The sequence below is a fragment of the Paraburkholderia tropica genome (assembly GCF_014171495.1).
GTDB classification, from domain to species: Bacteria; Pseudomonadota; Gammaproteobacteria; order Burkholderiales; family Burkholderiaceae; genus Paraburkholderia; species Paraburkholderia tropica.
Genome location: NZ_CP049135.1, coordinates 1847471 through 1865444, shown reverse-complemented (window position 1 = coordinate 1865444; position 17974 = coordinate 1847471). Strand labels below are relative to the sequence as shown.

Here is a 17974-nt window from a genome sequence, read left to right as displayed (position 1 = left end):
CTCCAGTGCCGAGTGACGGCACATCCGATGGGGTGCTGCATTTATGGGGCGCACATGTCCCGCGCGCCGGGATGATTCCGTTCTCGTTCGATGCGAGACGGGCGAACGTTCGCCGCTTGTTTAATGCGCTGTTTAGCGCCCGTTATGTGCGCTTCAATTTATAGCCCGTCTTTTCCAGATCCCATGCGGTCGCGGTGATACCGCGTTCGCGCAGTTTGTATTTCTGGATCTTGCCGTTCTCCGTGCGCGGCAGGTCGCCGACGAAATCGAGAAAACGCGGCACGGCGAAATACGGCAGACGTGGCTCGCAAAAGCGAATCAGTTCGAGCGCTTCGAGCAGCGCGCCTTCGCGCAGCACGAGCGACGCCATGACCTCGTCTTCGGCGAATTCGGATTGCACCGCGAACACCGCCGCTGTTTCCACTGCGGGATGGCTCAGCAATACCTGCTCCACTTCATATGAAGAAATATTTTCACCGCGTCTGCGAATGGCATCCTTGAGGCGATCGACGAAACGATAGTAGCCGTCGGCTTCGCGCACCACGCGGTCGCCAGTATGAAACCAGAGATTGCGCCACGCTTCCACAGTCTTGTCGGGCATGCCGAAATACCCGCTCGCGAAAGCGAAAGGCGTATCGGCGCGAACGATTAATTCGCCCGCGACGCCGTCGGGCAGCGGATGGTCGTTTTCATCCACCACGCGAGCGTCGAAACCCGCCGCGAGTTTGCCCATCAAACCGGGGCGCTGCTCGTCGATGCCGCCACCCAGAACAAAATTGGTTTCCGTCGATCCATAGCCGTCGAGCAAAGCAATGCCGCAACGGTCGGTGAATGCCTGCTGAAAATGCCCGGGTACGCCGGGCGCGAGCGCGATCCGCACACGATGCGCGCGTTCCTGCGCCGTCGCCGCGCGACCCAGCAATATCGGCACCATTGCGCCGAGCACATAGGTCACGGTCGCGTTTGTTTCGATGAGTGCGTTGAAGAACCCGCTCGCTGAAAAACGACGATCGGCGACCAGTTCGGCGTCGTAAGTCAACGCCTGAAAAAACGCGTTGAGCGCATTTGTATGAAATAGCGGCAGGCAGGTGTAAAGCACGTCGCCACGCACGACGCCGAGATTGGCCGCCGTGTAACGCGCCCACCAGAAGAACTGCGCGTGCGGGCAAATTACGCCCTTGGAGAGCCCCGAAGTGCCCGAGGTGTAGAGAATCGCCAGCGGATCGCCGTCCCCGAGATCGGCCGCGGCAATCGGCTCCGCGAGCGGCGGCAGCGTTTGTCGTTGAACCGGCGATGCGGTGCGTCGCGCTATTTCGTCTGCTTCGCCGTCTTCGTGACTGTCGATCAGCCAGATCGATTCAAGCGCAATGCGCGCGGCGTCGAGCGCGTACACGGCGCTCACTAACTGCGTTTCGGCGACCAGCAAGCGCGCGCCCGAATTGGCGAGAATGTGCTCCAACTGCATGCCGCGCGAAGCTGTGTTGATCGGCACCACCACCGCGCCGAGCCAGCCGCATCCCAGCACGATCTCCATGAATTCGCTGCGATTGCTGCACAGCAGCGCGACACGGTCGCCGCGACGAATCCCTTGCGCCGCCAGCGATCCCGCGCGCCTGGCCGCAATCTCGAGCGCCTGCGCGGCGCTCCAGCGCGTGCGTCGATCCGAGAACAGCGGCGCGTCGCCATCGCGTGCGGCGCGTGCTTGCAGCAAGGCCGGCAACGCGAGACGCTGTGCCGACTGCCGGGCCTCGCTCGACAGCGCGGCACCCTGGTCCATGCAACCCATAAGACCGTCCCCTTGAAATGGATGAGACGAGTCTAGGTTTGGGCTAAGATATCTGTCAAATTCATCAATATTATCAAGTGCATAAATATGGCGGATTTCAACGATGCCGATCTGAACCTCGTGCGCGTGTTTCAGGCGATCCTCGAGGAACGCAGTCTCACGCGCGCTGGCGAACGTCTCGGTCTTTCGCAACCCGCCATCAGTTATGCGCTGGGCCGCCTGCGTGCGCTATTCGACGATCCGTTATTCGTTCGCTCTCCTGATGGCATGTTGCCCACGCCCACGGCGCAGCAACTCGCGCTGCCGCTCGGGCGCGCGATTGCCTCGATACGCGAAGCGTTGCGGCATGCCGAACCGTTCGATCCGGGCACCAGTTCGCGCGAATTCCATTTGTCGATGACCGATGCGGGCGAGCAATTTTTTCTGCCGCCGTTGTGCGAAATGCTCCAGCGAGTCGCGCCGAACGTGACGCTCGAAGCGCGCCAGTCGCCGGTCGCCGACGTCACCGAGCAACTGCGCCTCGGCCAGCTCGATCTCGCCATCGGCAATCTCCCGGCGCTCAAGCCGCATACGCGTCACGCGCTACTCTTCGACGAGCCCTATGTCTGCATGACGCGCCGCCGCGCCGGCCTGCCCGCGCGGCGTATGTCGCGCGAGCGCTTTCTCGACATGCAGCACATCATGGTCGTGTCGAGCGAAAGCAGCCACCGCACGATCAACGATTCGATGCGTACGGCAGGCCTCAATCGCAAGATTGCGCTGCGCGTGCCGCATTTTTCCGTCGTACCGCAGATTCTTCTGCGCACGAACTGGATGGTGACGCTGCCGCAACGCGTCGCGCGTTTTTTCAACGAACTCGATCAGTTCGCGATTTTTCCGCTGCCGCTGGAAATGCCTCAGGTCGAAGTCACCGTGCACTGGCACGAAACCTTCGACAACGACGACGGCAATCGCTGGTTTCGCGAACTCGCGATCGCCACGCTACGCAAGGTGTGACGCGAAGAAAAAAGCCCGCAGATTCTGCGGGCTTTTTTCTAGAACGAAGTGGCGAAAAAGCTTCACCCGCGCCGCACGACACCCAGCACCAGCGTAACGAGAAACACAACGATGAAGATGAAGAACAGAATCTTCGCAATGGATGCCGCGCCCGCTGCAATGCCGCCGAACCCGAACACAGCGGCAATGATTGCGATGATGAAGAAAATGACTGCGTATTGAAGCATGACGTCCTCCGGTCTTCGATAAAGCGATTTAGAAAGTCACCGCCGCGCAATCATCGCGGCGCAGAATGCATGGGCTCGACCGTTCGAGTCGGATCGAAGTCGGCCCATTTGCCTTGTTGCCAGCGGCCGTGCGCGCGCTCGACTTCCACGCCGCCTGCCGCGTCCAATACGTCGGCGGCTTCGCGCTGCGTCTCCGCACTCACATGCACGGCCACGAGCACGCCCGATTCGCGTCCGCGTGGCGTGCCGTCCGGGTCATGGCTGATGTCGGGACGCTTACCGCGTCCGCCGCCTCGCGTTTCCAGCAGCGCGCCCGCGAGCGTGCCCACATAGGCCCCCACGCCGGCCGCGACGGCCAGCACGAGCAGCGAACGTAAAAAGAGGAGCGAAAGCACGATGGCGATGACCACGCCTGCAAGCGCGCCTACGCCTGCTCCCGCTCCTGCGCCAAGCGAGGCCCAGCGTGACTGGGGATCGGCAAAGCGGTCGCCGCCCACGGGAAAGCGAGCGTGTTCACCGCCTGGATTCACGTAGAACAGCGAGACGTCGTCGTCGACGAAACCGCTATTGTGCAACCGTCCGATAGCCGCTTCGGCGTCGTTGAACGTCGTAAAGCGGCTTGCAACGATCAGAGACATGGCCGTTCTCCTTGCTCGATCAATCCGACATGCGGAAGCGTCCGCTATGCAGCACCACACTGCCGCCGGTCTGTTCGATCGCCTCGCTGCATACCGTGCGAATTCGCGCACGGCCGCGCGCGTAGGCGTCCTGCAGCGGCCCTTCGAGCGCCGACTCCGCGCCGAAGTGATCTTCGAGTGCTTCGGCGGTGATCGCGCAATCGAGCAGTTCGCCGTCCACTTCGGCGACGAAATGCATCAGCAGGTTCGCACCGTCGAATTGCGGCGCATCGTTGCGGTAGTGGATATTCATAACGGCATCCTTATCGATAATCAGCGATGCGACTTGCCGGCTTCACGGCCCGCTTGCCCGCGCGCGCCCTCGCTCTTGAGCGACGCGGTGAGGCACGCGATCAATTCGGCATTGAAGGCCGGCAGATCGTCCGGCTTGCGGCTGGTGACGAGATTGCCGTCGCGCACCACGCGCTGATCGACCCACGTGCCGCCCGCGTTGCGAATATCATCTTGCAGAGAAGGCCAGCTCGTCATGGTGTGCCCCTTCACGATGCCCGCGGACACCGGTAGCCAGCCGCCATGGCAGATCGCCGCGATGGGCTTGTGCGCAGCATTGGCCGATTTCACGAACGCCTGCGCTTCGGGAATCAGACGAATCGCGTCGCCGTTGATAACGCCACCGGGCAGCACCACGGCGTCGTAGTCGTCGGGCTTCGCCTGGGCGAACGTGCGATCGACTTTCACGCGCGTACCTTTATCGACGTGACGAAAGCCCTGAATTTCGCCAGGCTCGCTCGATATGACCTCGACCCGCGCGCCCGCTTCGGTCAGCGCCCTTTGCGGCTCGGTGAGTTCCACTTCCTCGAATCCATCCACGGCGAGTATCGCCACCTTGCAATGCTTCAATTCGCTCGTCATCACGCACTCCTTCGACGGTGTCGCCGGGGCATCGGCTCACGCCATCATGGATGGACTAGCGCAAGCCGGATGCCTGAGGTTGAGTGAGGCATTACGCGGATCACTGGGTCGTGTTCGGCGAGGTGCTTTGCGGCATCGACTGCATGTTCCCGCTGTTGCCGTTTTTGCTGCCCGGCGCTGTCGCGGGTGCCTTGTTCGGCGTCGAGCCCGTGCCGGTGCCCATGCCGCCGCCCACGCCCGTGCTGCCAGGCGAGCCGTAGCCGCTGGTGTCGCCGTTCGCGCCGGTGCTGCCCGTGGCGGTATTCGGCGCCATGCCCGCCGCGCCCGCCGCCGTGCCGCCGCCCGCACCCACACCAGCCCCGCCTGAACCGCCGGCGGCGCAGGCTGCGCCGGAAATCGCCATCGCAAGAATCCATGCTGCTGCCTTGATCGTCGGTTTGCTCATCATCGTTCTCCTTGAACGCGTTGTTTGCCGATGTTGTTTGCCGATATGCGACGCGCTGCCTGCCGATCAGAGACATTGCGCAACGCGACGCGCGGACACCTTTGCTAGCGCAAACGATGTGCCGCGCGAATCAACCCGGAAGCTCGCGGAGAAAATGAATGTTGAATGCGGAAATAAAAACGGGCCCGCATGACGGGGCCCGTTCGAGGACACATTAACAGCAGGAAGGATGAGTGTGCGAACGAATCAGATTCAGCGATTCACGCCAGATGCGCGGGCCCATGCCAGCCGTTCTGATGAAACGCGGTGGCGAAGAACAACACCTGATAACGAATCGAATTCGACCAGTAGGTCCAGGTGTGGCCCCCGGGCCGCTCCGCGTAATCGTGTGGCACGCCCAACGCAATGAGTTTTTCGTGCAGCGTGCGATTCGATTGCACGAAGAAGTCGCTGACACCGCAATCGATCGTGAGCGCGATGTGCGCGTGTTCGAAATTGCTTGCGTCTTCGACGATGGCATTGCGAGTCCAGAAGTCCGCATGGTGCGCGGGGTTGCCGAACACGCGGTCGATGCCGGGTTCATCTTCGCTATTACGCGGATCGACCGCGCCGCTAATGCTGCCCGCCGCGCCGAAGGTGTCCTGCCGGTCGAGCGCGATACGCAGCGCACCAAAGCCGCCCATGCTCAGGCCCGTGATCGCGCGCGTTTGACGCGTGGCGATCGTGCGGAAATGCGTGTCGATCCACGACACGACTTCGGTGCCGATATAGGTTTCGTAGCGGCTGGCCTGATCGAAGGGACTGTCGATATACCAGCTTTCGTGACCGCCGTCGGGCATCACGAGAATGACGTGATAGCGGTCCGCGAGTTTGCCGATCTGTGTATTCGAGGTCCAGTCCGCGTAATTGCCGCCGGAACCGTGCAGCACATAAACGACCGGATAACGCGTGGTGCCGTTGCCGCGACCGTAATCGGCGGGGAGGACCACCGTGGCGTCGAACGCCCGATGCATGGCGGCGCTTGGGATCGAGACGATTTTCGTCTGGAACGCCCAGGCAGGCGCACTGAAGAACACGACAAGAAACAGCCAGAACACACGCAGGGGCCGGAACGCGCGGGCTTTATTCATGAGGGGTCGCTCTTGTTCAGATAGCCACGAAGGGCACGACTTCAGCGACGACTCTAGCAACCGGCACTTACAACCAAATTTCGGCGAACCCTACGGCAACATTCGCAGCACTTTTCACGGCGCCCTGCACGCCCGCTCAATCGCCGTTGCGCCGCCGACGCCGTAAGCGCCCTTGTGATTCGCCTTCGTGCAGCAGCCCCTTCTGACGCGGCGTGAGCGGGTCGTTCAAACAGGGCTCGGCGTCGAGTTCCTGCTCGAAGCGCTCCCAGATACCCGCGGGCGTATTGGCCGTGCCCACGCGCGTGCCGATCATCATGCGGACCTGATTCGCGCGGCTGACGGTCGAGCGCAATCGATGAATCTCCCAGAGCAGCCGCAGCACCACGGGCAGCGGATGCCGGTCGTAAATATCGGCCAGCTCGGCTGCCGTGAGCGGAGGGAAATGACGATGATTTCGTCCCATGATTGCGTGTGGAATCCTGCGCCAGATACTGTATATATATACAGGTTAGCACACGCTTGGGGCGTCCTGGGAGCGTCGTCGAGTCGTTATTCACCGCCGCAGAAATGGGTGCATTACGCCCTTTTAATGCATCGCGTGCGCGTCCTTATCGATCGGCGGATGATGACTTCCATACAGGCGCAACGCCAACGCACACACCACCGCACCCAGGCCGCCCGCCACGCCGCCAAAAGTGCCGAGCCACGCAATACCGAAGTCGTTGGCAATATGGTTGCCCAGCAGCGCACCCGCGCCGATGCCCACGTTATAGAGGCCGGAGTAGATCGACACCGCGAGATCGGCGGCATCGGGCGCGAGGCGCAGCACCCACGCCTGCATGGCCAGCCCGAAACACACGACGGCGCCACCCCACACGGCCGTATGCACGGACAGCGTCACGATATTGAGCGCGCACGGAAACAGCACGAGCAGACAGACGCAAATTGCGAATACAGACGCTCGCAGGAATTGTTCGGGACGCTGCGGAAACACGCGATTGAAACCGATCGCGGCCGGAATGCCGGCAGCGCCAAACAGAATCAGCAAATAGGTAATACGGTCGTTGCTCTCGCGCCCCACATGATGAATGAACGGCTCGATATACGTGTACGACGTAAAGTGCGCGCACACCACGAGCACCGTGATCAGATAGAGCGATACCAGCATCGGTTTTTTGAACAGCACCGGCAGGCTTTTAAACGAACCGGCCTGCTGGCTTTCGAGTTTTGGCAACGCGAACCGCAGCATGAGCAGCGTCGCGGCGGCGGCGGCCGCAATCGCCAGAAACGTCTCGCGCCAGCCGAGCGTTTCGCCAATCACGCGGCCAAGCGGAATGCCCGCCACCATGGCGATCGATGTGCCCATGCCGAGCATGCCGAGCGCGCGACTTTTCTGACCGGGCGGCGCGAGCCGAACGACCAGCGAAACCGAAATCGACCAGAAAATCGCATGCGCGCACGCAATGCCGATTCTCCCGGCGACCAGCACGGGAAAATTCCATGCAACGCCGGTCAGGATGTGACTGGCAATAAATAAACCGAATACTCCGGTCAGCAACTTGCGGCGTTCGATATGGCGCGTCAGCAACATCAACGGCAGCGAAGCCACGGCCACGGTCCACGCATAAATCGTCAGCATGAGGCCAACGTCGGTCGCCTTCATTTGAAGGCTGTCGCCGATCGCGCTGAGCAGCGCCACCGGGACGAATTCAGTCGTGTTGAAAATAAACGCGGATAGCGCCAGAACCAGCACGCCCCACCAGGCGTAACCGGATGCGCTCCGTTCAGGCGTCGACATAATCAATCTGGGGCGAGAAGCAAACAGCGGCAATTATCACGTAAAGCGCGTGCAAACCTGTTGCAGCGCGCAAAAATCCATCAAACGGACAAATTTACCGGTCTATAGCGCCCCAATAAACAGCCTTCATTTATTTCAGTTTGCGTAAGACGCAATCGCGAAAGCACGGGGGTTTGCGATCATTTTGTTACACCTCTTACCCCCGAACCTTGCATGCGTTACAGAGGCCTTTCAGGTTGGAAGTTATACTCAGCGCCGTATTAAAACCAATGAGCTCACTCATGAAGAAATTCTTCCCGATGATGGCGATTGCAGCGCTGGCTGCCACGGCTTCGATTCCGGCAATGGCCGGCGACATGAACAATGCGCTGGGCGGCGCGCTCGGCGGCGTGGCCGGCGCAGCGCTGGGCGGCGCGGTGGGCGGCAGCACGGGCGCCGTGATCGGCGGCGCAGTGGGCGGCGGCGCGGGCGGCGCAGTGACGTCGAACCGTCGCGAACGCACCGGCGCCATCATTGGCGGCGCACTCGGCGGCGGCGCGGGCACGGCGGCGGGCAACGCCATGGGCGGCCGCACCGGCGGCCTCGTTGGCGCGGCGCTCGGCGGCGGCGCAGGTTCGGCGCTCGGCGGCAATATCTCGCGCTCGAATTCGTACGCAGACGATTACTCGCGCGGCTATCACGGCAAGCGTCACCACGGCAACAAGCATCGTCATTGGGACTGATGCCGCGCGCTCCGCATTGAGCGCGCGGTAAGCATGCAGTGAGTCCGCCGCTATCGCATTCGCTTATTGCGTAATAGCGTGAATGCGCGGAACACTCGCCACACATACAAAACGGCACGGCGAATCGAATCGCCGTGCCGTTTTTTATTCGAACCGAACGTGTGCGGTATCAGGCGAGTCTGAACACGCCCACCGCCTCGCGCAATTCCACCGCCTGCTCGGCCAGTGCATGCGCGGCCGCCGACGCCTCTTCCACGAGCGCCGCATTCTGTTGCGTGACTTCGTCCATCTGCGTGACCGCCACATTCACCTGCTCGATGCCGGTGCTTTGCTCCTGCGAAGCCGTCGCGATTTCGTCGATGATCGTCGTCACGCGTTGCACGGCGCCCACCATGTCCTCGATCACGCTGCCCGCGTCGTTCACGAGTGACGATCCGGCTTCGATGCGCTGCGCCGACGCTTCGATCAACTTCTTGATCTCCTTCGCCGCCGCGCCGCTGCGCTGCGCGAGCGTGCGCACTTCCGAGGCGACCACGGCGAATCCGCGCCCTTCCTCGCCCGCACGCGCGGCTTCGACCGCGGCATTCAACGCGAGAATATTGGTCTGAAAAGCGATCCCGTCGATAACCGCGATGATATCGACGATCTCGCCCGAACTCGTCGAAATACCGCGCATGGTCTCGACCACTTCGGCCATCAGATCCTTGCCGCGCACTGCCGTGCCCGCCGCGTCGCTGGCCAGCAGCGCCGCCTGTTTCGCATTCGCCGCGTTCTGGCGCACCGTGGCCGTGATCTGCTCCATGCTCGCGGCCGTTTCCTCGAGCGAGGCCGCCTGTTCTTCCGTGCGCGACGACAAACCCTGATTGCCCGCCGCAATCTGCCCGCTCGCCGACGCCACGCCTTCCGCGTGTCCACGCACCTGGCTCACCACGTTCACGAGGCTGCGCTGCATACCCTTGAGCGCGCCCAGCAGCAGCGCCGTTTCATCGTGTCCGCTTGCCCGCACCTCGAACGCGAGATTGCCGTCGGCGACCGCGCTCGCACAATCGAGCGCGCGTGCGAGCGGCTTCGTTACGGTGCGGCTGAATAACCAGCTACCCGTCATCGACACGATCAGCGCGGCTACCATCAGCACCGCGCTGATCGCCGTCGCGCGGTGCGCCTGCTGCTCGGCATCGGCGGAAATCTGCGCGCTGTCCGCGGCGATCTTGCGGGCGGCCTGATCGAGCAGCGCAGCGGGCGCGCGGTCCACGCCGGCCACGGCATGATCGCCGGCCGCGGGATCGAAACCCGCCGCCTTGAATGCCGCGAAACCGTTGCGATAGCCCTCGCCCATCGTTGCGTGCGCGCTGGCGAATTGATCGATCAGATCGCGGCTTTCGCCGGCGGGCAGACTCGCCTTGAGTTGTGCGGCGAGCGTATCCACTTCGTGCTCGCGCGTTTGAAACGCAGACCAATGCCTGTCGAGCATCGCCGGGTCCTTACCGCGCAGCAGCGTGTCCTTCCATTCCTGAACCTGCACCTTGAACGCGAGCAGCGTGTTCGTCACGGCGCGCTCGTTCGCCACGCTGTTTTGCACCGTCGTGCCGTAAACGGTCAGCGACTGATTCAGCGAGTAGATTCCATAGAACGCGCCCGCGAACATCAAGAGCAGCGCCGCTGCAAACGCGAGCGGAATCTTCAGGGTGAGCTTCATCGTCTATTCCTTGCAGTTGCCTTGTGCGGCGCGCCGGACGTGAATCGCCAGACAGCCAACGCCACGCCATGCTATCGGCATGGCGTTTGCAAAACTGAAGGGACCCGCCCGCGCAAAAGACGACTATTTGCGCCATTCTCTTTAGTCAGACAAAACACTTTTCCTCAGTCGATAACAATCATAAAAAGGGCCGCGATTGCAGCATGAAATCAGGGGAAAAGGCGTGAAAAAAAGACCCGGCATCGCCGGGTCGGTTTGTATCGCACTGAATCGCGCGACGTGTTCCTCTAATCGCTCTTTCAGAAATTGAAATTGTCGATGTTCGATGCGTCGAACGTGGTGGGCGGTCCGAGAATCACTTCGCCGCTCTTGCCGACCGTGCGCTTGCCGAGTTTGCCCGCCTCGAACGTATCGCCTTCCTTGCCGGTGATCGTGCCCGAGGCGAGATTCGCCGCCGCATAAGCCGCGAGATAACCGAGTGCGCCCGGGTCCCAGAGCTGGAACGCCTTCACGGTGCCGTTCTTCACGAACGCGCGCATCTGGTTAGGCGTGCCGAGACCCGTGACTGCCACCTTGCCCTTGCTCGACGACGACGAGATATAACGCGCCGCCGCCGCGATGCCCACCGAAGTCGGCGCGACAATCGCCTTCAGATTCGGATACGCCTGCAGCAGACCTTGCGTTTCGACGAAGGACTTCTGGTCGTCGTCGTTGCCGTAAGCAATTTTCACGAGTTTCATCTTCGCGTATTCGGGCTTCTTCAATTCTTCCTGCATCCACTTGATCCACGTATTCTGATTCGTGGCATTCGGCGTGGCCGAAAGAATGGCGAATTCGCCTTCGTTGTTCATCAACTTCGCGACGAGTTGAATCTGGCCGCGTCCAATGCTTTCCGCGTTAGCCTGATTCACGAAGATCTGCCGGCCTTCGGGCGCCGTGTCGGAGTCGAAGGTCACGACCTTGATGCCTTGCGCCATCGCGCGCTTCAGATACGGCACGAGCGCGTTGGCGTCGTTGGCGGCAATGACGATGGCGTCCTGACGCTGCGTGGTCAGCGTATTGATGTACGAGACCTGCGACGATGCGCCCGCATCGGACGGGCCGACAACCTTGCCGTCGCCCTTGAACTCCTTGATGGCATCCATGCCGCCGTTATCGGCGATCACTTCATACGGATTGTTGATCTGCTTCGGCACGAAGGCGATCTTCAAGCCTTCCTTGATGCCGGCGGCGTGCGCGGTCAATCCCGCGCCCAACAGCGTCGCGCACAGCAGGGCCGTGCACATGTGACGTACTGGCTTCATCATGAACGTGTCTCCTCGATGGATGCCCGAAGCGATTCGGGCGCTTGTTGCTTCGCTTTTGCTTCGTGTTTTCCCAGCGGGTTTTGCTTGAATCAACAACCTCTTAAACTACGCATGCGTGCTTGTAATTCACGTTTCAGGCAGTCTGACGCGCGAGCGCGCGACGGTCTCGCAGCGTGCGCCAGCGCGCCGCCAGATTCGGAATCAGCACCGAGGCGAGCAGCAACGCGCCCGTCACAATAGTGAGCGTTTCGCTGGACACATCGGCGAGCGTCAGCGCATTCTTCAGCACGCCAACAATCAGCAGCGAAAGCAGCACGCCGTACATCGAGCCGCGTCCGCCGAAAATACTCACGCCGCCAAACAGCACCGCCGCGATGACCGACAACTCGAAGCCTTCACCGTTGTCGCCGCGCGCACTCGTAAAACGCAGCGTATAGACAATGCCCGCGAGCGCGCTCATCACACCGGACAGCACGAAAAGGCGAATCTTCACTTTCGCCACGTCGATGCCCGAAAACGAGGCGGCCGTGCTGTTCGCACCGATCGCGTAGAGGCTGCGTCCGAACGCAGTGGCTTGCAGCAGCAAGGTGAAAATCACCGCGCAGACTGCAACGATCAAAAACGGCAGCGGAATAAACGTGCTGCCCAGATTGCTCATGCCGAACAACGTATAGGCCGGCGGAAAATCGGCAATTGCCTGGTCGCCGAGCAGCACATACGCCAGGCCGCGAAACAGCGCGAGCGTGCCGATCGTCACGGCCAGCGAAGGCAGATTCAGCTTCACGATTACGAGCCCGTTGAAGAGGCCCGCGAGACCGCCCGCCACGATCACGAGCACCATCGCGAGCGGCATCGGCACGCCCATGTGCCAGAGCACACCAAGCAACGCACTCGACGCGCCGAGCACCGACGCCACCGAAAGATCGATTTCGGCCGCCACGATAATGAGCGTCATCGGCAAGGCCATCAGCGCGACTTCGGTGAGATCGGCAAGCACGTTGCTCAGATTCGCGCCCGTGAGAAACACATTCGAGAGCACGCGCCCCGCGATCAGCGAGATCGCGAGTATCGCCACGAGCAGCGTTTCCCAACTGAGCGGCAGACCCGCGCGACGCGTGAGCAAGGCCGAATCGGGTTTGGAAGCAGGTTTAGCCATGATCGCGTTTCCTCATCATGCGTTTGGCGACGGAGCGGGCAAGCAGCGTGTCGGTGGTAATCGCCGCAACGATCAGCGCGCCCTGAATGGCCTGCTCCCAGAACGGCGAGACGTGCAGCACGACGAGCGCGATGCTGATGACGCCGAGCACCAGCGCGCCGAGCGTCGCGCCCAGTATCGTGCCCACGCCGCCCGTGATCGCCACGCTGCCCACCACGGCGGCGGCCACGACCTGCAATTCGATGCCCTTCGCCGTGCTCGCATCCACGGTGCCGAATCGCGCGAGCCACAGCGCGCCCGCGAGTCCCGCAATCGCGCCGCTGATCATGAAGCCCATCGCCACGCGGCGTTCGACGTTGATACCTGCGAGTCGCGCGGCTTCCGGATTCGAGCCGATCGCATAGTATTCGCGGCCGGGACGGAATTGCTTGAGATACACCGAAAGCGCAATCAGCAGCACGACGGCAATCAGCGCGAGCACCGGCACGCCGAGCAGCGAGCCCGTCGCGAGACGCGAGAACGCATCGGGCAGACTCGTCGCGTTGATCTGTCCGCCATGCACCCACGCATAATCCGCACCGCGAAAGATGTACAGCGTCGAGAGCGTGGCGACCAGCGACGGCACGCGTCCCACCGCCACGAGCAGCGCGTTGATCGAACCCGCCACCACGCCGATCGCCAGCCCCGCGAGCAGCGCGACGATTACGGGCATATGCGGAAACGCCACGTACAGACTGCCGACCGCATACGCGCTCACACCCACCGTCGAGCCCACCGAAAGATCGATGTGGCGCATCAGGATCACGATGGTCATGCCCGCCGTGAGCAAGCTCACGATGGAGACGTTGAGCAATACGTCGCGCAGATTCTGCAAATTGAGGAATTGCGGTTTCGCGAGCGAGGTGCCGCCGATAATCAGCAGCAGCACCACGAACAGCGTGGTCTCGCGGCTTTTCGCGAGCGCTTGCACCAGCGCCGACGCACTATTGCGCCGCGCGCGCGGCTCGCCGCCGTGCAAGGGATGGGGAGAAGTGGAATGACCCATCATGCTGCATGCCCCAGATGAATGTTGGTCTGGCCAAGCGCCGCGCTCATGATGCGCTCCTCGTTGGCGTCGGCGCGCGCGATATCGGCCGTGATGCGGCCTTCGTGCATCACCAGCACGCGATCGGCCATGCCGAGCACTTCCGGCAACTCGCTCGAAATCATCAGCACTGCCATTCCTTCGCGCACGAGTTCGGCGAGCGCGCCATAGACTTCGGCTTTCGCGCCCACGTCGATACCGCGCGTAGGTTCGTCGATGATCAATACTTTCGGCCCTGTCGCGAGCCATTTGCCGAGCACCACTTTTTGCTGGTTGCCGCCCGACAAGGTGCCCACCGGCGCATTCAGATCGCTGGCCTTGAGGCGCAGCCGCGTGCCCCACTGTCCCGCGAGCTGCACTTCGCGGCCCGCTGAAATCAGGCCGAATCGCACCAGACGACCGAGCACCGTGAGCGACGCATTGCGCGCGATGCTGAGTTCGAGCGCGAGCCCCTGCTGGCGCCGGTCCTCGGGCACGAGCGCGAGGCCCGCCTTCACCGCTGCCGCCGGCATGCCCATTTTCAGCGGCTTGCCTGCGATCTGCACCTGTCCCGCATCGCTCGGATCGATGCCGAAGATCGCGCGCGCCACTTCGCTGCGGCCCGCGCCCACGAGTCCCGCGAGCGCGACGATCTCGCCCGCACGCACATCGAAGGCGATGTCCTTGAAAACGCCGCGCCGCGTGAGGCCGCGCACGCGCAGCATCACGTCGCCGGGCTTCACCTCGGCTTTCGGATAGAAGGTCGCGAGATCGCGGCCCACCATCTTCGCGACGATGTCCTGCGTATTCAGCGTGGACGTGGGCGCGTCGAACACTTTCGCGCCGTCACGCATGATGGTCACGTGCTGCGTGAGCACGAACACTTCTTCGAGCCGGTGCGTAATGAACAGAATCGCCACGCCGCGCTCGCGCAGCTTGCGCGCGATCGTGAAGAGCCGCTCGACTTCGGGCAGCGAAAGCGCCGCCGTGGGTTCGTCCATGATCAGCACGTTCGCGTTGAGCGACAGCGCCTTCGCAATTTCGATCACCTGTTGATCGGCGATCGACAGACCGCGCACGAGGCGTTCGGCCTTGAGATCCACGCCGAGCGATGCGAGCAGCGCCGCGACCTCGCGATGCATGGTGTCGTAATCGATGCGCCCCACCTTGTCGACGGGCTGACGGCTCATGTAAATGTTTTCCGCGATCGACAGATCGAAAAACAAGGTGGGTTCCTGATAAATCACCGCGATACCCGCATCGCGCGCCTGCGCGGGCGAGGTGAATTCGCGCACTTCGCCGTCGACGTATAACTCGCCACCATCGGGACGATGCACGCCCGCGAGTATTTTCACCAGCGTCGACTTTCCGGCGCCGTTTTCGCCGAGCAGCGCATGCACTTCGCCCGCCTTGAGCACGAGCGAGCCGTCGACGAGCGCGCGCACGCGCCCGAAGGATTTGCTCGCGCGGCGCAGTTCGAGACGTGGTACGTCTGCGGCCATGGCGGCCATGGTTTTCGATTCCACGCATGTCTCCTGATTCGCCGCTCGCGCCGGTTTGCGTGCGCGAGCGCGGCGTCGCTAGATGCGATAAATGCGTTCGGCGTTGCCGCGAAACAGCGCGGCTTTTTCGCTTTCGCTGGCGTCGTTCACGATCGCGGCGTAGGCGTGCCACAAATCGGCGTAACTGCCGAACAGACGATCGACCGGGAAATTCGACGCGAACATTGCGCGCTGCGCGCCGAACGCGTCGATGGCTTCGAGCACGTAAGGGCGCAGGCTTTCCACGCTCCACGTGTGATCGAACATCGCGAGCCCGCTGATCTTCACCGATACGTTCGGGCACGCCGCGAGCAGGCGCAATCCGTCGCGCCACGCGCGCCAGCCCGCTACGCTGCTGCGATCGACGAACATGCCGCCATGATTGACGATGAGCGCGATGCCCGGATACGCGCGTGCGAGCGCGGCGGCTTCCTCCATCTGCGCCGGATACAGTTGCAGATCGAACGAGAAGCCGTGCTGCTCCAGTAACGCGAAATGCTCACGCCACGCGGCCTCGCGCATATAGTGGCGACCCACGTAGTCATAAAGCGGATTCGCGTGCACGTTGAGAATCTGGCGAATGCCGCGCACGCGTTTGAATACCGCATGCTGCGCGAGAATCGCCGCCGCATTGGCGGCGCTCAGATCGCAGGCGGCCACGATGGCGTTGGGCAAACCGCGTGCGGGATTGCCGTCGGCATCCGCGAGCGATTCGAGCCAGCGCGTTTCCTCAACCGGATCGGCGGGGTCGTGATTCGCCTCGACGTGGACCACTTTGAGCACGTCGATATCGCCGGCCTCGCGCACGAGATCGGCGGGCAGATAGTTATGCTTGAGTTCGCGCGCATCGCACACGAACGACGTGGCCGGCTTCGCGAGCCACGGATAGTGATGCGTGTCGAGGTCCCAGAAGTGGACGTGCGGATCGACGACCTGCATGGCATGCTCCTCAAGGCGAATCATGACGGCAGCGTGAAAATGGGCACGACGGGTAAGCGGCGCTAAGGCGCGAAGCCGCTACGCGCCGTTTCAAGGCAGATGAAACACCGGCACGAGCGGATGCGCCACGGGCACGTTGCCCTCGCCCGTCTGCATGATGTCGGCCATGTAATCCCACCATTTGCGCATGATGGCCGTTTCGGGCAAACGGTCCATGCCGTGATCCGCGGGCCGCTTGAGCACGGCAAACAGTGCATGCGTGTTTTCGTCGAGAAAGATCCAGTAATCGCTCACGCCCGCGTCGCGCAACGCCTGTGCGAGTTCCGGCCAGATTTCGCGGTGACGCCGCTCGTATTCGTCCCGTTTGCCGGGATTGAGCTGCATGCGAAACGCCATTGTTTCCATGATCGTGTCTCCGTCCAGCGTGCTTGCGCCGATCCGCTGTTCCGCTGTTTATGCGCGCGCCCTGGCGTTTGCCCTGGCCCGTCTTTATTCCATGTTTCGCAGCGATTCGAACGACTATAATTCGCCCATCGATAGCCAACCAATCCGATGTTGGGATCGGGCGATACTTAAACCGGATCGCAGGACCCATGAACCATCACACTGCCGTCGTCTCGCTCGTCAACCGACTCAAGTTCAAACATCTGGCCTTGCTCGTCGCGCTCGACGACGCACGCAACGTGCATCAGGCCGCCGACGTCATCAACGTGGCGCAGCCCAGCGCGAGCCGCATGCTCAGCGACATCGAAGAAGCCTTTGGCTTTCGCCTTTTCGAACGCAATGCACGCGGCATGCAGCCCACGGCGCTCGGTGTCGTCACGCTCGCCTACGCGCGCCGCGCGCTCTCCGACCTCACGCGTTTCGCCGAAGATCTCGACGTCAAGCGGCGCGGCGGTCACGGCCAGCTGACCGTGGGCGCCATCATGGGCGCTGCGCCCGATCTGCTCGCGCATGCCGTTGCCATGCTCAAGACCGAGCGCCCGCTGCTGCACGTGCGCATCCTCGGCGAAACGAGCGACCAGGTCGTACAACTGCTGCATCGGCGCGACGTCGATCTCGCGCTCGGCCGCCTCACCACGCCGTTGCAGCACAACGATTTCAGCTTCGAGCCGCTGGCGCGCGAAACGCTCGTGCTGGTCGTGCGCGCGCGCCATCCGCTCGCGCGCCACGAGCACATCACGCTTGCCGAACTGATGGACTGGCCGTGGGTCGCCCAACCCATCACGAGTCCCGCGCGCGAATTGTTCGAAGGCGAACTCGCGCGCGCCGGTCTCGCCACGCCGATGAATCTCACCGAATCGGCCTCGATCTTCGCCACGCTGCAATTGCTCGAAAGTTTCGACGCCGTGGCCATGCTGCCCGAGTCCGTCGTGCGCGATCACGTGCGGGGCAAACTGCTCGTGGTGCTGCCGCTCGAAATCGGCAAGAGCCTGCCCGGTTTCGGCGTGCTCACGCGCAAGAACGAAGCGCTCGCGGAACCGGCCGAGCATTTCGTCGGGCTGCTGCGCCGTTTCTCGCAGCCGTTCAAGGTCGATGATCCCGTTCACGATACGCCGGCCGCAAAATCGGCGAAATCAACGAAACCTGCAACCGTCGCGGGCAATTCGTGATTCAT

At 62.5% G+C, this 17974-nt stretch carries 19 protein-coding genes; 3 read left to right on the top strand and 16 right to left on the bottom strand.

Annotated features, from left to right (window positions below; genetic code table 11):
• Nucleotides 1–142: 142 nt before the first annotated feature.
• Nucleotides 143–1777: an ATP-dependent acyl-CoA ligase gene (locus tag G5S35_RS23165; protein WP_183039099.1), complete on the bottom strand. Its 1635-nt coding sequence runs from the start codon at nt 1775–1777 to the stop codon at nt 143–145.
• Nucleotides 1778–1873: 96 nt separating this feature from the next.
• On the opposite strand from G5S35_RS23165, the gene G5S35_RS23160 reads away from it, so the two are divergent.
• Nucleotides 1874–2782: a LysR family transcriptional regulator gene (locus G5S35_RS23160; RefSeq protein WP_065065433.1), complete on the top strand. Its 909-nt coding sequence runs from the start codon at nt 1874–1876 to the stop codon at nt 2780–2782.
• A gap of 62 nt (nt 2783–2844) precedes the next feature.
• Here the strand turns inward: G5S35_RS23160 and G5S35_RS23155 are convergent, their stop codons facing one another.
• From G5S35_RS23155 to G5S35_RS23120, 8 genes are all read right to left on the bottom strand, one after another.
• Complete coding sequence (locus G5S35_RS23155) at nt 2845–3009, bottom strand: DUF1328 family protein (RefSeq protein ID WP_065065434.1); 165 nt, start codon at nt 3007–3009, stop codon at nt 2845–2847.
• Between the two features lie 50 nt (nt 3010–3059).
• On the bottom strand, nt 3060–3647 hold the full coding sequence (locus tag G5S35_RS23150; RefSeq protein WP_183039098.1) for a hypothetical protein: 588 nt from the start codon (nt 3645–3647) through the stop codon (nt 3060–3062).
• Between the two features lie 19 nt (nt 3648–3666).
• Nucleotides 3667–3939 (bottom strand): DUF1488 family protein, encoded by a 273-nt coding sequence (locus G5S35_RS23145; RefSeq protein ID WP_065065436.1) that lies wholly within the window; start codon nt 3937–3939, stop codon nt 3667–3669.
• Nucleotides 3940–3959: 20 nt separating this feature from the next.
• A complete protein-coding gene (locus tag G5S35_RS23140; RefSeq protein ID WP_074982483.1) occupies nt 3960–4559 on the bottom strand; it encodes a type 1 glutamine amidotransferase domain-containing protein in 600 nt (199 codons plus the stop codon).
• Between the two features lie 100 nt (nt 4560–4659).
• Nucleotides 4660–5007 (bottom strand): hypothetical protein, encoded by a 348-nt coding sequence (locus G5S35_RS23135; RefSeq protein WP_065065438.1) that lies wholly within the window; start codon nt 5005–5007, stop codon nt 4660–4662.
• A 257-nt stretch (nt 5008–5264) separates the two neighbouring features.
• Nucleotides 5265–6134 (bottom strand): alpha/beta hydrolase, encoded by an 870-nt coding sequence (locus tag G5S35_RS23130; RefSeq protein WP_065065439.1) that lies wholly within the window; start codon nt 6132–6134, stop codon nt 5265–5267.
• A 136-nt stretch (nt 6135–6270) separates the two neighbouring features.
• The gene (locus G5S35_RS23125; protein ID WP_065065440.1) at nt 6271–6597 is read right to left on the bottom strand and encodes a hypothetical protein; all 327 of its coding nucleotides are present in this window, start codon (nt 6595–6597) and stop codon (nt 6271–6273) included.
• A 123-nt stretch (nt 6598–6720) separates the two neighbouring features.
• Nucleotides 6721–7932 carry a sugar transporter gene (locus tag G5S35_RS23120; RefSeq protein WP_110326783.1) on the bottom strand — a complete coding sequence of 404 codons (1212 nt, stop codon included), beginning with the start codon at nt 7930–7932 and terminating at the stop codon, nt 6721–6723.
• 281 nt (nt 7933–8213) lie between these two features.
• On the opposite strand from G5S35_RS23120, the gene G5S35_RS23115 reads away from it, so the two are divergent.
• A complete protein-coding gene (locus G5S35_RS23115; RefSeq protein ID WP_110326782.1) occupies nt 8214–8654 on the top strand; it encodes a hypothetical protein in 441 nt (146 codons plus the stop codon).
• A gap of 169 nt (nt 8655–8823) precedes the next feature.
• On the opposite strand, the gene G5S35_RS23110 is transcribed toward G5S35_RS23115, so the two are convergent.
• The 7 genes from G5S35_RS23110 to rhaM all read right to left on the bottom strand — a co-directional run bounded on the left by G5S35_RS23110 (nt 8824) and on the right by rhaM (nt 16761).
• The gene (locus G5S35_RS23110; RefSeq protein ID WP_183039097.1) at nt 8824–10350 is read right to left on the bottom strand and encodes a methyl-accepting chemotaxis protein; all 1527 of its coding nucleotides are present in this window, start codon (nt 10348–10350) and stop codon (nt 8824–8826) included.
• A gap of 299 nt (nt 10351–10649) precedes the next feature.
• A complete protein-coding gene (gene rhaS, locus G5S35_RS23105) occupies nt 10650–11657 on the bottom strand; it encodes a rhamnose ABC transporter substrate-binding protein (protein ID WP_065065444.1) in 1008 nt (335 codons plus the stop codon).
• Nucleotides 11658–11790: 133 nt separating this feature from the next.
• Nucleotides 11791–12813, bottom strand: coding sequence for an ABC transporter permease (locus G5S35_RS23100; RefSeq protein WP_065065445.1), 1023 nt, complete (start codon nt 12811–12813; stop codon nt 11791–11793).
• Complete coding sequence (locus G5S35_RS23095) at nt 12806–13861, bottom strand: ABC transporter permease (RefSeq protein ID WP_074982489.1); 1056 nt, start codon at nt 13859–13861, stop codon at nt 12806–12808. The genes G5S35_RS23100 and G5S35_RS23095 overlap by 8 nt, the downstream gene beginning before the upstream one ends.
• Nucleotides 13858–15387, bottom strand: coding sequence for a sugar ABC transporter ATP-binding protein (locus tag G5S35_RS23090; RefSeq protein WP_183039478.1), 1530 nt, complete (start codon nt 15385–15387; stop codon nt 13858–13860). The genes G5S35_RS23095 and G5S35_RS23090 overlap by 4 nt, the downstream gene beginning before the upstream one ends.
• A gap of 69 nt (nt 15388–15456) precedes the next feature.
• Complete coding sequence (locus G5S35_RS23085) at nt 15457–16356, bottom strand: amidohydrolase family protein (protein ID WP_074982491.1); 900 nt, start codon at nt 16354–16356, stop codon at nt 15457–15459.
• Nucleotides 16357–16446: 90 nt separating this feature from the next.
• Nucleotides 16447–16761 carry an L-rhamnose mutarotase gene (gene rhaM, locus G5S35_RS23080; protein WP_065065449.1) on the bottom strand — a complete coding sequence of 105 codons (315 nt, stop codon included), beginning with the start codon at nt 16759–16761 and terminating at the stop codon, nt 16447–16449.
• A gap of 188 nt (nt 16762–16949) precedes the next feature.
• Between rhaM and G5S35_RS23075 the strand changes: the two genes are divergently transcribed.
• Nucleotides 16950–17969, top strand: a complete 1020-nt coding sequence (locus G5S35_RS23075; RefSeq protein ID WP_124260484.1) for a LysR family transcriptional regulator — start codon at nt 16950–16952, stop codon at nt 17967–17969.
• Nucleotides 17970–17974: the final 5 nt, after the last annotated feature.